General features: G+C 43.9%; 11 protein-coding genes. 6 read left to right on the top strand and 5 right to left on the bottom strand.

What is annotated here, in order from left to right; translation table 11 throughout:
• Positions 1 to 237: 237 nt before the first annotated feature.
• Positions 238 to 2,784 carry an exo 1,3/1,4-beta-D-glucan glucohydrolase gene (locus EAG18_RS14345; RefSeq protein ID WP_125253064.1) on the bottom strand — a complete coding sequence of 849 codons (2,547 nt, stop codon included), beginning with the start codon at positions 2,782 to 2,784 and terminating at the stop codon, positions 238 to 240.
• Between the two features lie 3 nt (positions 2,785 to 2,787).
• On the bottom strand, positions 2,788 to 4,038 hold the full coding sequence (locus EAG18_RS14340) for a sugar MFS transporter (RefSeq protein WP_125253063.1): 1,251 nt from the start codon (positions 4,036 to 4,038) through the stop codon (positions 2,788 to 2,790).
• A 185-nt stretch (positions 4,039 to 4,223) separates the two neighbouring features.
• Between EAG18_RS14340 and EAG18_RS14335 the strand changes: the two genes are divergently transcribed.
• The 6 genes from EAG18_RS14335 (at position 4,224) to EAG18_RS14310 (ending at position 11,833) form a co-directional block, all read left to right on the top strand.
• A complete protein-coding gene (locus EAG18_RS14335; protein ID WP_125253062.1) occupies positions 4,224 to 5,567 on the top strand; it encodes a GH1 family beta-glucosidase in 1,344 nt (447 codons plus the stop codon).
• Positions 5,568 to 5,636: 69 nt separating this feature from the next.
• Positions 5,637 to 6,644 (top strand): LacI family DNA-binding transcriptional regulator, encoded by a 1,008-nt coding sequence (locus tag EAG18_RS14330; protein WP_125253061.1) that lies wholly within the window; start codon positions 5,637 to 5,639, stop codon positions 6,642 to 6,644.
• A gap of 7 nt (positions 6,645 to 6,651) precedes the next feature.
• On the top strand, positions 6,652 to 8,250 hold the full coding sequence (locus tag EAG18_RS14325; protein ID WP_125253060.1) for a sugar porter family MFS transporter: 1,599 nt from the start codon (positions 6,652 to 6,654) through the stop codon (positions 8,248 to 8,250).
• A 97-nt stretch (positions 8,251 to 8,347) separates the two neighbouring features.
• Entirely contained in the window at positions 8,348 to 10,096 is a 1,749-nt protein-coding gene (locus tag EAG18_RS14320) for an alkaline phosphatase family protein (RefSeq protein ID WP_125253059.1), read from the top strand.
• A gap of 133 nt (positions 10,097 to 10,229) precedes the next feature.
• Positions 10,230 to 11,243, top strand: a complete 1,014-nt coding sequence (gene ltaE, locus EAG18_RS14315) for a low-specificity L-threonine aldolase (protein WP_125253058.1) — start codon at positions 10,230 to 10,232, stop codon at positions 11,241 to 11,243.
• An 83-nt stretch (positions 11,244 to 11,326) separates the two neighbouring features.
• Positions 11,327 to 11,833 (top strand): hypothetical protein, encoded by a 507-nt coding sequence (locus EAG18_RS14310; RefSeq protein ID WP_125253057.1) that lies wholly within the window; start codon positions 11,327 to 11,329, stop codon positions 11,831 to 11,833.
• A 108-nt stretch (positions 11,834 to 11,941) separates the two neighbouring features.
• Here the strand turns inward: EAG18_RS14310 and EAG18_RS14305 are convergent, their stop codons facing one another.
• The 3 genes from EAG18_RS14305 to EAG18_RS14295 all read right to left on the bottom strand — a co-directional run bounded on the left by EAG18_RS14305 (position 11,942) and on the right by EAG18_RS14295 (position 17,000).
• Positions 11,942 to 14,104: a TonB-dependent siderophore receptor gene (locus tag EAG18_RS14305; RefSeq protein WP_125253056.1), complete on the bottom strand. Its 2,163-nt coding sequence runs from the start codon at positions 14,102 to 14,104 to the stop codon at positions 11,942 to 11,944.
• A gap of 130 nt (positions 14,105 to 14,234) precedes the next feature.
• Positions 14,235 to 14,390 carry a DUF2256 domain-containing protein gene (locus tag EAG18_RS14300; RefSeq protein WP_125253055.1) on the bottom strand — a complete coding sequence of 52 codons (156 nt, stop codon included), beginning with the start codon at positions 14,388 to 14,390 and terminating at the stop codon, positions 14,235 to 14,237.
• Between the two features lie 351 nt (positions 14,391 to 14,741).
• Entirely contained in the window at positions 14,742 to 17,000 is a 2,259-nt protein-coding gene (locus EAG18_RS14295) for an aminotransferase class V-fold PLP-dependent enzyme (RefSeq protein ID WP_125253054.1), read from the bottom strand.
• Positions 17,001 to 17,251: the final 251 nt, after the last annotated feature.

Raw genomic sequence — 17,251 nt, 5'->3', positions numbered from 1 at the left:
ACCAATTTGACTTAATACTTGCTCAATTTGAAGGAGTAAATCTGACGCTAACAGCGTTAAAAATTTCTTATTTAGAACAACTAAATAGCAAAATTTTTGCCTGGTTATCGACAAGATTTTCTCGCCTCAAAATAGACCACTTAATTAAGTAAATTGGTATAAAAGTTAGATTGAGAACAAAGACAGGCAGTGAAAGCGATGCGAGCCAAGTGTAGTGCTCGCATCGTGTTATCAAGGTTAGTTGCAGCTCAAGGTGGGTGTGCTATCGGTCGAGATTTTTATCTCTGATAGTGCAATTTCCAGCGCGCCCTCGGTGGTAAGTTCAAAAGGGACGACGGTTTTAGTGAAGTCCATGCCTTGCGCTGTAAAGCAGCGTAGATCAATGCTGAGTGAGTGCCATAGACCTTTTGGCATAGCTTGAAGCTGCTCGGCAATATCGACTGTTGCGCTGCAAGAACCACTTTTGTCTGCCTCGCCTTCACAGCTCATGGTAACCCATACCGGCTTATCTGCTATGGCAGCAACTTTTACTTTCACAGTGAGAGCACCATCTGTTGGAATATTTGGGCTGATATCCTCTCTGAAGTAGCTTTCGCTGGCGAGTCTAAAACCGCTACGTCGACTGCCATCAAAAAGGAGTGCGATCGCATCTTCTTGTACCTCTCTATCGGTTGTGCGATAGCTGATACCACCAAGGGTATGGGTATTGGCATTGATCGCTTGGTTTTGGGCGCTACTGTATAAGTGACCCTGCCAAGGTTTATTGATGGATCTGACAAGTAAATCTACGCCCTTGGTTAGGCCAGCGTCGGACTCAATTTGTTCTGTTAAGTTATCACCCAGTACATCGTTATCAGCATAACTTAAGCCAAAACCATAAGGCAAAAGGGGGTCGTAATGTTCATCTTGGAAATTGACGATTTGGGTCGGTGTTTTTGGCCAAGAATAACTTAATCTTCCGGTAAAGTCGTACTTAGCCTGACCATTTTCGTCAGCGAGGATCACATCGCTAATGCCAATCCCTTCTGTGCCTGGCAGCCATGCTGCTACAAAGGCATCTGATGCGTTCAGCTCTGGATTGACCCACATTGGACGGCCGCTGATAAAAATAGCAACGGTAGGTATTCCTAATTGTTTAAAGCGCTTCAGCAATGCAAGATCTGACTTGTCAGACGCTTTGTATTCAAGTGTTGCTCTGTCACCGTGACCTTCAGCATAGGGATCCTCACCAAATACTACAACCGCAACATCGGGCTTGTGTTCAAAATGCCCATTTTCACTTAGTGTAACTGTACCGCCCGCTGCCTCGGCTTGCAGCTTGATGCCATCATAAATAGAAGTAGCGCCCGGGAAGTCTTCGTTGGTATTGTTGGTACCCTGCCATGTGATACTCCAACCTCCAGACTGCTTACCTATGTTATGAGCGCCATCTCCTGCGAGTAAAATATGTTGATTGGGTTTGAGCGGTAATAACTGATCTTTATTTTTCAGTAACACCAAAGATTCACGTACTGCTTGGCGAGCCACGACGCGATGAGATTTGGCACCTATAAGGTTAGAGTTGCCTGCCAGTGCACGGTTCGCGGGGCTTGGCTTGTCGAACAATCCAGCGCGTAATTTAACTCGCAAAATACGGCTCACCGCATCATCAATTCGAGCGGGTGCGATCTCACCATTTTTCACTTGTGCTAGGGTATTATGATAGAGAGCTTTCCAGTCGTTTGGTGCCATCACAATATCAATACCTGCGTTAATGGCCTCTGCGCAGCTATCGTTAGTACAGCCCTCTATTTGCCCGTGCCCATTCCAGTCACTTACTACAAAGCCGTCAAAGTTCATACGCGCTTTTAGTACTTGGGTGAGTAAGTAATGGCTACCATGCACTTTTTCGCCATGCCAGCTGTTAAAAGAAGCCATAACTGACTGTGCTCCGGCCTCAAGGCCGCCAACATATCCCTGAGCGTGAATTGCGATCAATTCTTTTTCGGATGCAATATTGTCGCCTTGATCGTCACCATCGACGGTGCCACCATCGCCGACAAAGTGCTTCACAGTGCTGATCACGCGGTTATCACCGAGAAAGTCTTTATTTTTGGCACCTTGTAGACCTTTAACGATGGCATAGGAATAGGCTTTTACAATATCAGGATGCTCGGAATATCCCTCATAAGTACGTCCCCAGCGATCGTCGCGTACTACTGCAACCGTTGGAGCAAAGATCCAGTCAATACCTGTGGCTAGCACTTCTTTTGCGGTAATTTGAGCAATTTTTTCAATCAGAGCAGGGTTATTTGCAGCGCCAAGGCCGATATTATGTGGAAATAAAGTCGCGCCTATCACATTATTGTGACCATGAACCGCATCGGTTCCCCACATGGTAGGAATTGTGCTGCCATCTAGGCTATCGTCAATGGATGCTTTATAGAGTGCCTCTGCGAGCTTGACCCAATCAGCAGGCGTTGCATGTTTGTTATTATATGGAAATGCACCGCCACCATTTAGGTAGGAGCCGAACCCATATTCTCGCATGTCTGCTACCGTGATGCTGCGAATTTCAGGTTGGATCATTTGTGCGACTTTCTGCTCTAGTGTCATCTTAGCCAGCAGAGCGTCAATCTGAGCTTCAAGATCTGCATCATACTCAATGGCAGGCTTTAGCGCAGGCCAGTTCTCAACGTGACGGGTAGGCTCAAGCTCGACATGAGTCTGTTCTTGGTTTTTGCTGCATCCGCTTAGCATGGTAATGACAGCTGCTAGGCTTAGCGTAGTGAGTTTGGTTTTCATATGTTAGTTACCCTTGAAACGCTGAGGTGTTGCCCCTTTTAATCCAAAATAGGCGATGTAGATATAGCATAATGCGGGAAGTAAAAATGATAGCTGAAGGTTAATTCCATCCGCCAACATGCCTTGAAGCAGTGGGATGATAGCGCCGCCGACTATTGCTAGGCAAAGAATGCCAGAACCTTGTGCCGTTTGTTTTCCTAAGCCATTTAGAGAGAGACTAAAAATAGTTGGAAACATCACCGAGTTGCAAAGTCCAACCGCTAAGATACTCCAAAGTGCAAGCTGGCCGCTGCTAAAAACAGCGATAAGTATCAATACAAATGCACATACTGCGTTGAATATCAAGACGGTGCGTCCCGCAATTTTCTGCATAACCAAAGCACCAATAAAGCGCCCAACCATAGCGCCGCCCCAGTAGTATGCTATGAGTTTAGCTGCTTGAGCTTCTGTCATATTACCGATGTCTGGTTGATGTAAGAAGCTGACCAGTGTTGAGCCGATAGCGACCTCTGCCCCGACATAAACAAAGATACCAATGGCGCCCAGTACAAGATGTTTATGCTGCCATGCTTTTGCTTCTCCAGTCGTGGTAGCCTCTGAGGTGCTGCTTAGTCGCGGCAATTTGATAAATGCAAAAACCAAAGCTAATACAGCTAGCATTGTCGCGAGCATTAAGTAGGGAAGTTGTGTTGCACTGGCATCACCTATCTCCACCGTACTGCCTTCACTAAATATCAGCATCGCACCAAAAAACGGGGCAACTGTGGTACCGAGCGAGTTAAACGCCTGGGTCATGGTGAGTCTGGCTGGTGCCGTTTCTGGTGAGCCAAGTACGCTAACAAATGGGTTTGCTGCAACTTGTAGTATGGTGATCCCTGCTGCTAATACAAACAATGCAAATAAAAAAACACTGTACATGGCGCTTTGAGCGGCTGGGTAAAACAGCAAGCAGCCAATCCCTGTGGTGAGTAAACCCGCCACAATCCCTTTTTGATAACCGATCTTACCAACCAGTTTACCAGCAGGGACCGAGACCACAAAATAAGCGCTGAAAAAACAAAACTGGATCAGCATGGCCTGAGTGTAGTTAAGCTCAAATGCTCCTTTGAGGTAGGGGATTAAAATATCGTTTAGGCAGGTTATAAAACCCCACATAAAAAATAATGAGGTTAGGGCGCCTAAAGCAAATCGGTACTGGCCGCTTTGGCTTGGCGTAGCTGCCGGTGAAACCTGAGGTTGAGACGGTACGCTCACAAGAAACTCCTAGTTGATTTTTTTTGGTAAAGCGCTTACATTTAGCGAAATGAAAGCGCTTACATTTTATTTGATAATTGCAGAAAGCGAGCATGAATTCAAATAAAAAATGTGTTTGTCTGTCGTCGTGAAGTAGTAACACACATTGCAAATGGGCGTGAATACACAACTTGGAACGGTTAACCATGAATAAATTTATCCTGCCAAAACACTCGGCCATGTTGCAGGCGGACTATATTTTCGGCGTCGCGACTTCTTCATTTCAAATTGAAGGGGCTAGGCATACTCGTTGCGAGTCCATCTGGGATAGATTTTGTCGCGTCGATGGAGCCATTAAGGACAAAAGTAACGGTGACAAAGCCTGCGAGCACATTGCACGGTGGCAACAAGATGTGGAGCTTATTCACAGTTTAGGGGTAGATGCCTATCGTCTTTCAATCTCTTGGCCGAGGGTGATTAATGACGACGGTACGGTAAATTTGACCGGTCTTGGTTTTTACCAAACCTTGGTTGACGAGTTGGTAGCGAAAGAACTCAAAGTATTCGTTACGCTCTACCACTGGGACTTGCCACAAGCGCTAGAGGATAAAGGCGGATGGTTAAACCGAGAAACCGCACTGGCTTTTGCAAAGTACAGTGAAGTGGTTTGTAAAGCGCTTGGCGATAAGGTTTATGCGTATACAACGCTAAATGAGCCATTTTGTAGCGCCCATCTTGGTTATGAAGTAGGCATACACGCCCCTGGTATGTGCTCGCAGTCGGCAGGGCGACAAGCTGCACATCACTTGTTATTGGCCCATGGTTTGGCGATGCAGGTACTAAGAACACACTGCCCGACAAGTCGCCATGGTATCGTTCTTAATTTTGCTAATGCCGATGCTGCATCTGACAGCCCAAGTGACGTTAACGCTGCAAAAATCGCGGATGATTACTGTAACCATTGGTACATCAAACCTATTCTTGAGGGCTGCTATCCTGATTTACTCGCTCAACTACCAAAAGAGGTTCAGCCTGATATTCAGGCAGAAGATTTGGAGATTATTAGTGCGCCTATCGATTATTTGGGGGTAAATTATTATACCCGCAATGTATATCAATCCGATGGCAATGGGTGGTACGAACAAGTCGCTCCAACATCGAGTCACCTCACTACCATGGGATGGGAAGTCGTACCGGATTCGTTTTATGCGTTACTGGTAGACTTACACCAACAATACCAACTGCCAGCGCTTTATATTACTGAGAATGGTGCCGCTTTTGAGGACTGCATAAACAATGATGAAATAGCCGATGTGGCAAGATTAGAGTATTTCCAATCTCATTTGCTAGCAGTAAACCAAGCGATGGAGCAGGGTGTCGATATTCGTGGTTATTTTGCTTGGAGTTTAATGGATAACTTTGAATGGGCAGAGGGTTACACGCAACGTTTTGGCATTGTCCATGTTGATTACAACACTCAAAAACGTACGCTTAAGGCAAGTGCCAAAGCGTATCAAGCGATGCTAAAAATGCGCCAAGAAGGGCGCTAAAGTTATGCGCTTTTTGCATTAATATTGGTATAGTGCGCAAATATAAATGATGGAATAAAAAGTAATTAAATGGCAACGATCTACGAAGTTTCAAAAGCGGCAGGTGTATCATTAGCCACGGTATCGCGGGTGATGAACGGCAATGCAAAAGTGAGTGATAAAACCAAAACTAAGGTGCTCGCAGCAATGTCTGAGTTAGGCTACAAGCCTAATGCTATCGCGCAATCTTTGGCTTCTAACCGTAGCAACAGTGTTGGCCTGATGGTATCTGAGCTACATGGCTCTTTCTTTGGTGACATGATGAGTACCATTGAGAGCACACTCAGAACTTCGGGCAAGCATGCCATTATCGCGGCAGGTCACAGTGATGCGGACAAAGAGCAGCAAGCCATTGAGTTTTTGTTGGACAGACGATGTGACGCCTTAATTGTTCATGCAGAAGCGGTAAGCGACGAATATCTCATTGAGCTTGCGGGGCAAGACATTGAACTTGTGCTGGTAAATCGCCACATTCCAGAGCTTGCAGAGCGCTGTTTTTATACTGATAACGAGCTTGGTGGCTACTTAGCGACGCAAGCGCTATTACAACGTGGACACCGTGATATTGCTTATATTAGTGGACCATTGTTTAAGCTTGATGCCAAGGCCCGCTTAGCAGGGCACAAAAAGGCGCTGGCTGAGTATGACGTGGCATTTAATCCTACGTTGTCATTTGAGGGAGGGTACCATGAAACCGATGGTATGGCAGGATTTGCGCAGCTGATGCAAACCGGGCTGCCATTTTCTGCGTTAGTTTGTGCTAACGACGAAATGGCCTCTGGTGCAATGACTGCGGCAAGGGAATCTGGGCTCAATGTACCTATCGAGCTTTCAATAGTGGGGTTTGATGACGTGTTATTTACCAAATACCTTTACCCTAAACTCACGACCATTGATAATCCAATCCGTAAAATGGGCGACGCTGCGGCGCGTTGGGTTCTTAAACATGTGTATAAAGAAAAGCATCAACCTGATGTTGAAAACCTCTATCCTCCGACTTTGATCTTACGCGACTCCATCGCTACAAAAACAGAGTAATGTGACCATGGCCCACCTGACGATTTCAAATGCAGTGAAGTACACCTTAATTGTATCGTTAGGCGGATTTATTTTTGGTTTTGATGCCTCAGTGATCTCTGGTGCCATCGGTTTTATCAGTGAAACCTTCAAGTTGACCGCTTGGCAGCAAGGCATAGTGGTGAGTGCTCCAACGCTTGGCGGCTTGATAGCTACCCTGATCGCAGGACCTGTCGCGGATGCCATTGGTCGCAAGCAAACGTTACTAATGACGGCTTGTCTTTATTTTTTTTCAGCGATAGGGTCTGCGCTTGCCCCTTCATTCGAGACTTTGGTGATAGCCCGATTTATTGGTGGTATGGCATTTTGTTCACTCATGGTCGCACCTATGTATATTGCTGAGATAAGTTTACCCGAGCAACGCGGAAGGTTGGTTTCAATTAATCAGCTAAATATTGTGATTGGTTTGGTGGTTTCCTATTTTACTAACTATTTTTTGTTGCAACTGAGCCATGGCGACGCTGCTTGGATAACAAACTGGTATATTGATACCCAAACCTGGCGTTGGATGCTTGGCATCGAAGCCTTGCCAGCGTTAGCCTGGGTATTATTATTGGTACTATTGCCCCGCAGCCCAAGGTGGTTGCTGATGAAGCAGCAAACTGCAGAGGCAAAGCGCGCACTAACCAGTTTATTTGGCAATAGCCAAGCTCAACTGCAGTTTAGCGCGATGACAGAGGCGCTACCTAAAGCGCAGCTTGGTAGTGTGTCAACAGCCAATAAACTAAGGTGTTTATTCAGTAAACCCATGCGTATTCCTTTGGTCGTTGGTATAGTGCTTGCCATTGCGCAACAAGTAACCGGTATTAATGTGGTGTTTTTCTATGCGCCGACGATATTCGAACAAAGTGGTATAGGTACAGATAGCGCATTTTTACAAGCCATTTGGATTGGCCTTATCAATGTTATTTTTACTTTAGTTGCACTACTTACCATAGATAAAATTGGCCGACGTCCTTTATTATTGGTGGGCTTAACGGGAATTTGCTTGAGTATGGCGCTGTGTAGCTGGGGGTTCAAGCAAGCGACTTATCAGCTAAGTGGTGCAGGAATTATTGCTATTGAGCAAAAGATGGCAGAGTTTCCAAGCCAAGCGTTAAGTTCAATTGTTGGTCAAACCTTTCACTCTGATGTTGAGTTTAACCAAGCGCTACAGTATCGGTTAACGACAGATGAGTACACACAGTATAAGTCCGAAATTTTAGCTCAAAGTATTACTATGCCTGCAAAGTGGGTGTTATTTGGTATTTCCCTTTTTGTGGCTTCTTTTGCGATGTCGTTGGGGCCTGTGATGTGGGTGATGTTTTCAGAAATTTTCCCCAATGCAATCAGAGCTGTTGCTATTTCTGTGGTGGGTGTGATTAATAATGCTACCAGCTTTACGGTACAACTTATTTTCCCGTGGGAGCTTGCGTCCTTAGGGGCCAGTACTACCTTTTTACTCTATAGTTTGTTCTCTGTGTTGTCTTTTTTCTTAGTGTTTCTTTTTGTTGAAGAAACCAAAGGAAAGAGCCTTGAGCAGTTGGCCGATCACAGTGGTAGTGCCGCAGATCTAAAAGTCGGGTAAATAAACTTCAATGTAATTATTTTGTAAATAGATTTTAACGTTAGCCTCCTATTATCTTTTTTGGACTAGTCCAGACAATCTTAGTAAAGGAAAGATAATGAAATTACCCGTGCTTCGCAGTGCATTACTTGCACTTTTATTCACCCCCTGTGCAGATGCACTTGAAAATAAAGTATTGCTGATTGGGATCGATGGATTGCAATACGAAAAAATTGGCAGCAATCATACCCCAAATTTTGACCGCTTATTTCTAAGTAAAGCGTATACAGGCGGGCTCTCAAAAACTCAAACACAGCAAAAAACCAAAAGTGGCCCAGGCTGGGCAACGATTTTAACAGGAGTTTGGGTGAACAAACATCAAGTCCCAAGTAATGACTCTGGCTTGGCGAATAACGCCTATCGTAGCCTTTATCGTTACATCGCAGAGCATGACGCCAGCGCTCATATTGCGAGCTTTAGCACTTGGGGGCCTATCCATAGCCAATTCTTTCGACGCGATCTCACTTTAATGAAGCAAAGGTCAGAAGGCGGCAGTGATGATGATAATTTGAACAAAGCGTTGGCGACATTAAATAATGACTCTGCAGATTTCGTTTTTCTACATTTAGATGAACCAGATGCCGTAGGGCATGCCTTATGCTTCGGCTCTGCGTACAATAAAGCGGTCGAAGATGCAGATAAGAGATTAGGCAAGCTTCTTGATGCCGTTGAAGCCAAAGAGCGAAAAGGTGAAAACTGGTTAGTGATGGTCACGACAGATCATGGTCGCACACCGATTGTTGGTTGTCACCATGGTGAGCAAACAGAACCAGAAAAAACTATTTTCATAGCTTCTAACAAGAGACTGAATAAGGAATTTAGTTCGAAGGCTGTTAACCCTGCTAATACGGACTTTTCTGGTTTGTATGGCTACCCGGCACAAACTGCGATTGTACCAACTATCTTATCCTTTATGGGAATAGAGACGGGTGTCCAAGCGGGGTTTGAGAGTACATCACTGTATGGTGATGTAGGGATCCGTAAGCTAAATTACGCCAATAAACTTTTTACCTGGCTTGATGAAGCACATGCGCCTACTCGGGTTTATCGTAATAATCAATTGCTTGAGACATTACCCGCGGGTGTGTCGCAGTGGCAAGACTCAGCCCCAACTTCTGGTATCAATGACTATAGCTTTGAGCAGCAGGGCGTCTATGTTGGCTATCGTGTGACTGAGCTTAATTTGACCGCAGCACATCAATGGCACAACACTAAAAGCTATTTTTTTTCTGAAGATGCACGCTATTGGCGTTACGACACCTTGTTAGATAAAACTGATGATGGTTATCCTGTGGCGGTGACAGACGGCAATTGGCCGGGGCTTGCAAAATATGCAGAGCAAATTCAGGCAAGTTTCTACAAAGACCGTAATACGGTCTATTACTTTTTATCTACGGGACAGTACCTAAGTTATGACGTACAAAATGATAGGGTACGAACGGGTTATCCTAAAGCCATAGATAACAGCTCGTGGCCGGGGCTTGCTGCATATGCGAACAAAATAACGGCGACACTACGCTGGACGTCTGACAAAGTATATTTTTTCCTAAATGATGGTCGATACTTACGCTATGATTTAGGAGATGACCGTGTTGATAGTGGCTACCCTAAGGCCATTAATGATAGCACTTGGCCGGGGATGGGCGACTATGCGAGCAAGATAAGCGCTGCTTTAAAGTGGAACAGTACACGTGCTTACTTCTTTTTAGATGACGGCCGTTATCTGAGATACAGCATTACATTAGATAAAGTAGACCCAGGTTATCCTAAAGTAATTGATAACGGCACTTGGCCTGGGCTGCAATAGTAGTAACAAAAATAATAGACTTTTCAAGGAGTGAGCAGGTTTAAACCGACACTCCTTTTTTTTCGTCCAGCTTTTCTGTTGTGGACACTTTTCGGTTATGCTGAGTACCCCTCGTTTTATTTGGATATGATTGATGGACTTTAGATCTGACACAGTTACGCTACCGACGCCTGAGATGAAGCAAAGTATGTTTGATGCAGCACTTGGTGACGATGTTTATGGCGACGATCCGACGGTAAATACCCTAGAGCAATTTGCGGCTGAGCGTCATGGGTTTGAAGCTGCGCTATTTACCTCTTCTGGCACGCAAGCAAACCTTCTGGCGTTAATGAGTCATTGTGAAAGAGGTGACGAATATTTATGTGGCCAACAGGCGCATAATTATAGGTTTGAAGCGGGTGGTGCGGCAGTGCTTGGCTCAATCCAACCACAACCTCTAGAAAATGAGGCTGATGGTAGTATTTGTCTAGAACGGATCAAGCAAGCTATCAAGCCTAACGATTTTCACTTTGCTAATACCAAGCTACTCAGTTTAGAAAATACCATTGGTGGTAAGGTACTTAGCCTTGAGTATCTAGCAAAGGCAAGAGCATTATGTGACGAACACGGATTAATGCTGCATTTAGATGGTGCCCGTGTGTATAACGCCGCTGTTGCACAAAATGTGGATATTAGAGAAATTGTCAAGCATTTTGATTCTTTTACGATTTGTCTCTCCAAAGGACTTGGTGCGCCAATTGGCTCTTTATTATTGGGTAATAAAGCATTTATCGAAAAAGCGCGTCGACTAAGAAAAATGCTGGGCGGTGGAATGCGTCAAGCAGGTATGCTTGCCGCGGCTGGCCTTTACGCGTTACAGCATCATGTGGAACGCCTCAACGAAGATCATCAAAATGCACAATATTTAGCTGAAAAACTTGAACGAGTCCCGGGGTTTAAGCCATGTAAGCATACAGTACAGACAAACATTGTTTTTGTTGAAGTTGAGCCACACGTAGATTTATTCACTATCGCTGAGCAGTTAAAGAGAAAAGGGATAAACATCACTCCAGGCTACCAGGGGTGTAGATTGGTTACCCACTTGGGGATTGAGCAGGCGGATATCGATACATTTATTACTGAACTTTCACGCATTACTCAGGTTTAGTTTGAACAAATTTTCACAAATATCGTGTTGACTTTAGGAACGTGACTCACTATTTTCTGCTTTTTCACAGAGGGAATAAGTCAATGTCATCATTTTTAGTCAACACAACCGTTGGGGTTGCTGCACTTTTTTGTAGTTTAAGTAGCTTAGCGAACCCTGTGGAGTTTTCAGTTGGAACAGGGTATCCATTTTTTGGTCAACTTGAGGTGTCGGTTCCTCAAGCGCAAAATCAGAGTAAATGGTATGGTAGTTATCGCATTGGACTTGATGATGGCTTATTACTTGGTTATGAGCGTGCGGTATCAGCGAATAATAAACATGCTGTAGGTGTTGTTGCGGGCGCGCTTGGGGCGAGAGATGTAGGTCCGGCCTGTGAAGAAGATGATGATGTTGTATGTGGTATTTTTGAGCCAATTATTAACTTGTTTGATGATGAAACCACCAACGGTGTCGGCTTAAGTTACAGTTATTACTTTTCAAGCATTAACCAAAGGGGCTGGCATGTGAAGTTCATAGCAGGCTACGGCGAAAGTAGTGACTCGAATAAAAAGCGTGCGGATGGCAGTGTGACGATAAGTTACCAATTCTAGTTTGCTACTCACTCCGTTATCAATTGCTACTCACTCCGTTATCAATTGCTACTCACTCCGTTATCAATTGCTGATAACGGAGTGAATAGCCGATCAGTAACGTCTTATTTAAAACTTGTATTTTACGTTGGCGCTAACGGTACGACGTTGCCCATAGAAACAGTCGCCTCGATACAAACAACTGGTGATGACCGTTTTGTCACTCACATTATCGATTTGTAGACTGAACTGATACTGGTCAATATCATAGCCAATCATCATGTCAATGAGGTTGAAATTATCAGTGACTAATTGCTCATGTAGTGTTTGACCGTTTAGGACGATAGTACGACTACCGTCATATGTCTCACCTACATGTCGAATACCTGCACCAAACTTAAGCCCTGGAAGTAGGTTATCCGCTCGATACGTTGCCCAAATAGATGCAAGGTGTTTAGGAGTTGCTGAAAGCGGAGCATCATCAGTGATAAGTGTTCTCAAGTCTTGTGCTGCAAATAGCTCCATGCTGGAAAGTGGTGTGATATCTTGCTCGGTATCTGAATAAGAGTACGCGGCATATACATCAAGGTGCTGCCACTCAAGTTGTGCTTCTAACTCAAACCCTTTCACCTCTATCTCACCGTCTTGCACTTCAAATTCAGGAGACACTTTGCGAACTTGGTTTTTATCTTTTATTTCAAATATTGATGCTGTAATTAAGTGCTCAGTGCCTGCTGGTTGATATTTCAAGCCAAGTTCAACTTGCTCACCTTCTAGTGGCTTGTAGGCACCACCTTGCGCTTTTTGACCAAATACTGCTTTGAATGATTCAGAGTAACTTGCGTATGGAGCCAAGCCATTTTCGAACTGATATAACACACCAATTCGCCCTGTAGTCGCAGTTTGGCTATTTTTGTTTGCGCCTTCAGTTTGCAGCTGATTTGACACATCATCATAGCGAAGTGCTGCATTGAGTACCCAATTGTTTACTTCAGCCGTGACTTGAGCGTAAGCGCCCAGCTGTTTATTATTTAGAGTGTTTTCAGGGTTATCTACTACCGCCGTTGGTAACTCTGTACTTAAGCCATAAACAGGGTTATACAAGTCTAACGGTGCTGCAACTCCACGGCCACGATCTGAGTCGGTATCAGCATTTTGATAATCTACACCTGATACCATAGTGAGTTTTAACGCATCTAGCTCTAAGTATTTATGGAACTGCAGATCCATGGTTAAGCTACGCGCGCTTGAATCTGTGAGGCTAGCAATACGATTTACAGTACGTTTATCCGCTTCAAATTTAGGTGGCCAAGAGTAAATGGTGCGATATTCAGCGGTACTGTCGCTATATCGGCCAGAAAATTTAATGTGGGTGTCTAAATCAAAACTGTGTTCGATAATCGCCGTGATGGCTTGTTGCTCAGTATCATATTTATCCCAGCCTGGTTCGCTGACAAAGCGCTCACTTGGAATTTGACCGTATTTTGCAGGTAATATAGTGCCTTCGTGTGGAAAGAATTGAGTAGACGAACCTGACTCATTACGCTGTAAGTTGGCCAGCACGGTGACTTTAGTTTCATCTGACGCAAGCCAGGTAAAACTTGGAGCCAGCATAAGTGTGTTGTCGTCAACGTAATCCGTCTGTGTGCCACTGTCACGATACATAGCTACGGCACGAGCTTGATATTCCTGTTGTTCACCAAATGTAGTGTTATAGTCAATGGCTAGTTGCTTGCGCTCATAGTTACCAACTTGTGCCCAAATTTCACCGCCGGTATCTGCATTTGGCAGCTTAGATACTGCATTTACAATTCCGCCGGTAGAGCCCTGACCATATAGAACAGAAGAGGGGCCTTTTAGGATCTCGACACTTTCAAGTGCGTATGGGTTTGTTCGAGTATTGTTGTAGTTGCCGAACAGTTTTTGTAACCCATCTACATACAGTAGGGGATCAACGCCACGAATTTTTGACCAGTCACCACGTGTGTCAACACCATAAGGACCGTTATAAACACCAGCAACATAACCAATTGCGTCCTGTAACGTTTCAGCACCTAAGTCTGAGATACGTTGTGCGGTCAAAACAGAGACAGAAACAGGTGTTTTGATAATTGGAACTGCTGTTTTTGAAGCCGTAGCACTAACGTACGAAATCAGTCCTCTTGGACTAACTTCAATGATTTCAATGTCCTCTTGGGTTGTTTTACTCTGCTCTTGAGCGGTTACTGAGCATGATAAGGCAAGAGCAACGCTGGCGAAAAGCGTCGGGTATTTATGTTTGAATGAGCGCATGATTAATCCCTATAAACTTAATTTTTGCAAATGATATTGTAGATGATAGTGATTATCAATAGTGTTGTTCTGTATTTTGCAAATGTTACAATAAATTATTTTTCTATTAACATCATGCGCTTAGACATTTCTATTGTGACTTAGAAGTGCTTGTACGCTTGCTTGCGCAGCGTTTAGAGCAATACTTCACTTCTTCCCAGTTTTGTCTCCATTTCTTTCGCCATAAGAAAGGACGGTTGCAAACTGGGCATATCTTCTGAGGTAAATGTGGTTTTTTATGTGCCATTTAGCGCTTTCATTATTTATTTGAGGTTTGGATAAGGCATTAATTATCCGAATTCCAGGTTTATACCAATTATCTTAATTAAGTGGTCTATTTTGAAGCGAGAAAATCTTATCGATAACTCCGCTACCAGCAAGGTACCGATATCCCTATAGGCAAGGCAAAAAATTTTCTATTTAGTTGTTCTAAATAAGAAATTTTCAACGTAGTTAGCGTCAGAGTTACTCCTTCAGATTGAGTAAGTATCAAGGCTAATTGGTATTATTACGTAAACTAACACAGGCCCGATCGAAAAAAGCCCCTTTGCTTGTGCAAAAGGGGCTTCAGAAAGGAAACTATTACAACCTATATGGCTTAGATGAGCGCATAACCCCCTTTGAGGTGTCCGATATTATTAAAGCCTAAGCGGGCTAGGGCTTGTGCAGCGGCTTGGGAGCGACTACCACTACGACACACTAAAACCAGCGGCTGTGCTTTGTTATGGCTATGCTTACCAACAAAATCGGTTAAACGTGTAAGCGGAACATTTTGATCAAACGCACGGTTGTGGTTAAGTGCATACTCATGTGGTTCACGAATGTCTATCAGTAATAGGTTTTGGTTATTCGCTATCTGTGTTTCTAACTCCGTGGCCGTATATTCTTGCAGGGTAAATGTGTCTTTACCGCAAACTGCTGCACCACACATGATTTCAGTACCCGTCTCATCATTGATGTCAGCATCAATAAGTCTCTTTGCTTTGGCAAACTCTGTTGCTGAAAGTTCACCTTGTATGACTTGATTTAGTATTGAATTTCTAGACATTTCAGCGCTGAGTGTCGTTGTAAATTCATTATTATAATCATGGCTTGGGCATAACAAGGTCTCTTCAGTGATTACTTCGGCGAGCGCTTGGATACTGTTGTACATTGCGTCATTGGAGCTGGTGGTAAAATTCGTTCTACCCAATGCTCCCATCAAAATTAAGTCTCCGCAAAATACATACTTTATCACCAGTTTTGCTGGCAGTTGTTCCAATAGAATGTAAGAAACACTGTCGGCGGTGTGTCCTGGGGTGGGCAATAAAGCAAGCTGATAACGTCCAAAAGATAGACTCGCGAGTTGTTGGCCATTATATTCAATTGTCTCTGTTTGAGGTGGCCATCCAAGGTGGTCGCTCGCAGTTGCTGCTAGCGAAAAGGCGACTCTGCTTGATTCGTGATCTGCATGGCCATGAGTATCTAAAACTGCAAGCAGGGTAAGCTGTTGGCATTCTAAAATGGTTTTTAGGCGCTCAACCAGCTCAGGTAATGGGTCTATAATGATTGCGACTTTTGACTGTTTATCGGCAAACAACCAACAACAAGCGCCACCAATTTTAAATTGTACCAGACCATCGAGTGCTTCTTTGTTACTTATCTCATTGCTGGCTTGCATTAAACAGCTGTGACCCAAAGCTTGAGCACAGTGACCAATACGTTCACATGCAGCATCGATTTCTGCTTGAGTGGTAGCAGGGCCAAAAGACATACGAATAGCAGATTCACTTTGCCATGCAGGCAGTCCCATCGCATCGAGAACAAAACTTCGCGTTACCTTTGAGCTACAGGCTGAGCCTGAGCTAACTCGGATATTTGCGGCATCAAATAAGTCCATAATTTCTTTTGAACTAAAGCCTGGTATCGCAAAGTTTAATGTGGTCGGTACACTATTTGTGAATTGGTTATTAAACACGATAGTAGGAAATGCTTGTTTTAGTGTTTTTGCCAATTGGTTGCGATATTGGCGGAGTGTTTCTACGTCAACAAACTCGCTGTTACCCTCTTTTAATAGCTCATCAAAAATAACGTTAAGTGCAGCTAAACCAGGCAGATTTTCCGTGCCAGATCTAAGTCCACTTTCTTGACCGCCACCAGCAATAAAGGGGGTAAGTGGTGCATTGTCTCGTATATAGACAAAGCCAATACCTTTAGGAGCGTAAAGTTTATGGCCACTAAAAGGTGCGTAATCAATAGTTGTTTGGGCAAGATTTAACTTACGTTTACCTAATGCTTGAACACAGTCAACCATCCAAAAAACAGTAGGATGGTTTGTTCTTATCACCGTCTCTAACTCAGCGAGATCTTGATATACACCTGTTTCGTTATTGACTGCCATGGTACAAATCATCAAAGCGTTAGGCACTTCTTTGGCAATGAAATCTTGGTCTAGGCGACCATGACCATCGACGGGAATGGCTTTAACCTCAGCATTGATTTCAAGTATTTTATTCCAATGTTTTAATGACTCTGGAACCGCTTTATGTTCCGTTGCACCATACAGTAAGGTGTATTGCTGCTTTGGCTTCATTTGCTTCTTTGCTGCGCAAAGAGCCGACAAGATACCGGTTTGGATCCCTTCTGTCGCGCCACTGGTAAAAATAACGCGGCCGTTACCTGAACCCAGCACTGTGCGTGCTTTTTGTCGAGTCTGCTCCATCAATTGCTTTGCTTGTAATCCCGTAATATGACTACTACTTGGATTTCCAAACATGGTCTTCATGGTCATCAATGCGGCATCTGCTGCTCGTTCTAACACTGGTGTTGTCGCATTAGCATCTAGGTAGATTTGAGATAACTGAGTTTCTTGTGTCATGACTGTGCCTTAAGGTATAAGCAAATTACCCATATAACAAAAAGTAATAAGTAATTATTTATAGTTATAGTAAGGCAGATACGCGCGGGATTCAACTATTGTTGGTGGGTTTCTTCATTTCAAAATATAGTACGGTTAATGTAAAATTAATTTGAAAAATATGTTTTCATCGTGTTTAATTGCGTTCACTTAATAGGTATTTTTTAAAATCACCTTTTGGTAAGGAATTAACCTCTTATTTATAGACGGAA

The organism is Pseudoalteromonas sp. J010, from assembly GCF_003934235.1.
GTDB lineage: Bacteria > Pseudomonadota > Gammaproteobacteria > Enterobacterales > Alteromonadaceae > Pseudoalteromonas > Pseudoalteromonas peptidolytica.
The sequence above is the reverse complement of the archived record's forward strand: the minus strand, read 5'-3'. Positions and strand labels throughout refer to the sequence as shown.

Excerpts from the sequence above, each read along its gene's own strand:
- EAG18_RS14345 (WP_125253064.1), bottom strand. The coding sequence starts at position 2,784 with ATGAAAACCAAACTCACTACGCTAAGCCTAGCAGCTGTCATTACCATG.
- EAG18_RS14335 (WP_125253062.1), top strand. The coding sequence starts at position 4,224 with ATGAATAAATTTATCCTGCCAAAACACTCGGCCATGTTGCAGGCGGAC.
- EAG18_RS14330 (WP_125253061.1), top strand. The coding sequence starts at position 5,637 with ATGGCAACGATCTACGAAGTTTCAAAAGCGGCAGGTGTATCATTAGCC.
- EAG18_RS14325 (WP_125253060.1), top strand. The coding sequence starts at position 6,652 with ATGGCCCACCTGACGATTTCAAATGCAGTGAAGTACACCTTAATTGTA.
- EAG18_RS14320 (WP_125253059.1), top strand. The coding sequence starts at position 8,348 with ATGAAATTACCCGTGCTTCGCAGTGCATTACTTGCACTTTTATTCACC.
- ltaE (WP_125253058.1), top strand. The coding sequence starts at position 10,230 with ATGGACTTTAGATCTGACACAGTTACGCTACCGACGCCTGAGATGAAG.
- EAG18_RS14310 (WP_125253057.1), top strand. The coding sequence starts at position 11,327 with ATGTCATCATTTTTAGTCAACACAACCGTTGGGGTTGCTGCACTTTTT.
- EAG18_RS14305 (WP_125253056.1), bottom strand. The coding sequence starts at position 14,104 with ATGCGCTCATTCAAACATAAATACCCGACGCTTTTCGCCAGCGTTGCT.
- EAG18_RS14300 (WP_125253055.1), bottom strand. The coding sequence starts at position 14,390 with ATGGCACATAAAAAACCACATTTACCTCAGAAGATATGCCCAGTTTGC.
- EAG18_RS14295 (WP_125253054.1), bottom strand. The coding sequence starts at position 17,000 with ATGACACAAGAAACTCAGTTATCTCAAATCTACCTAGATGCTAATGCG.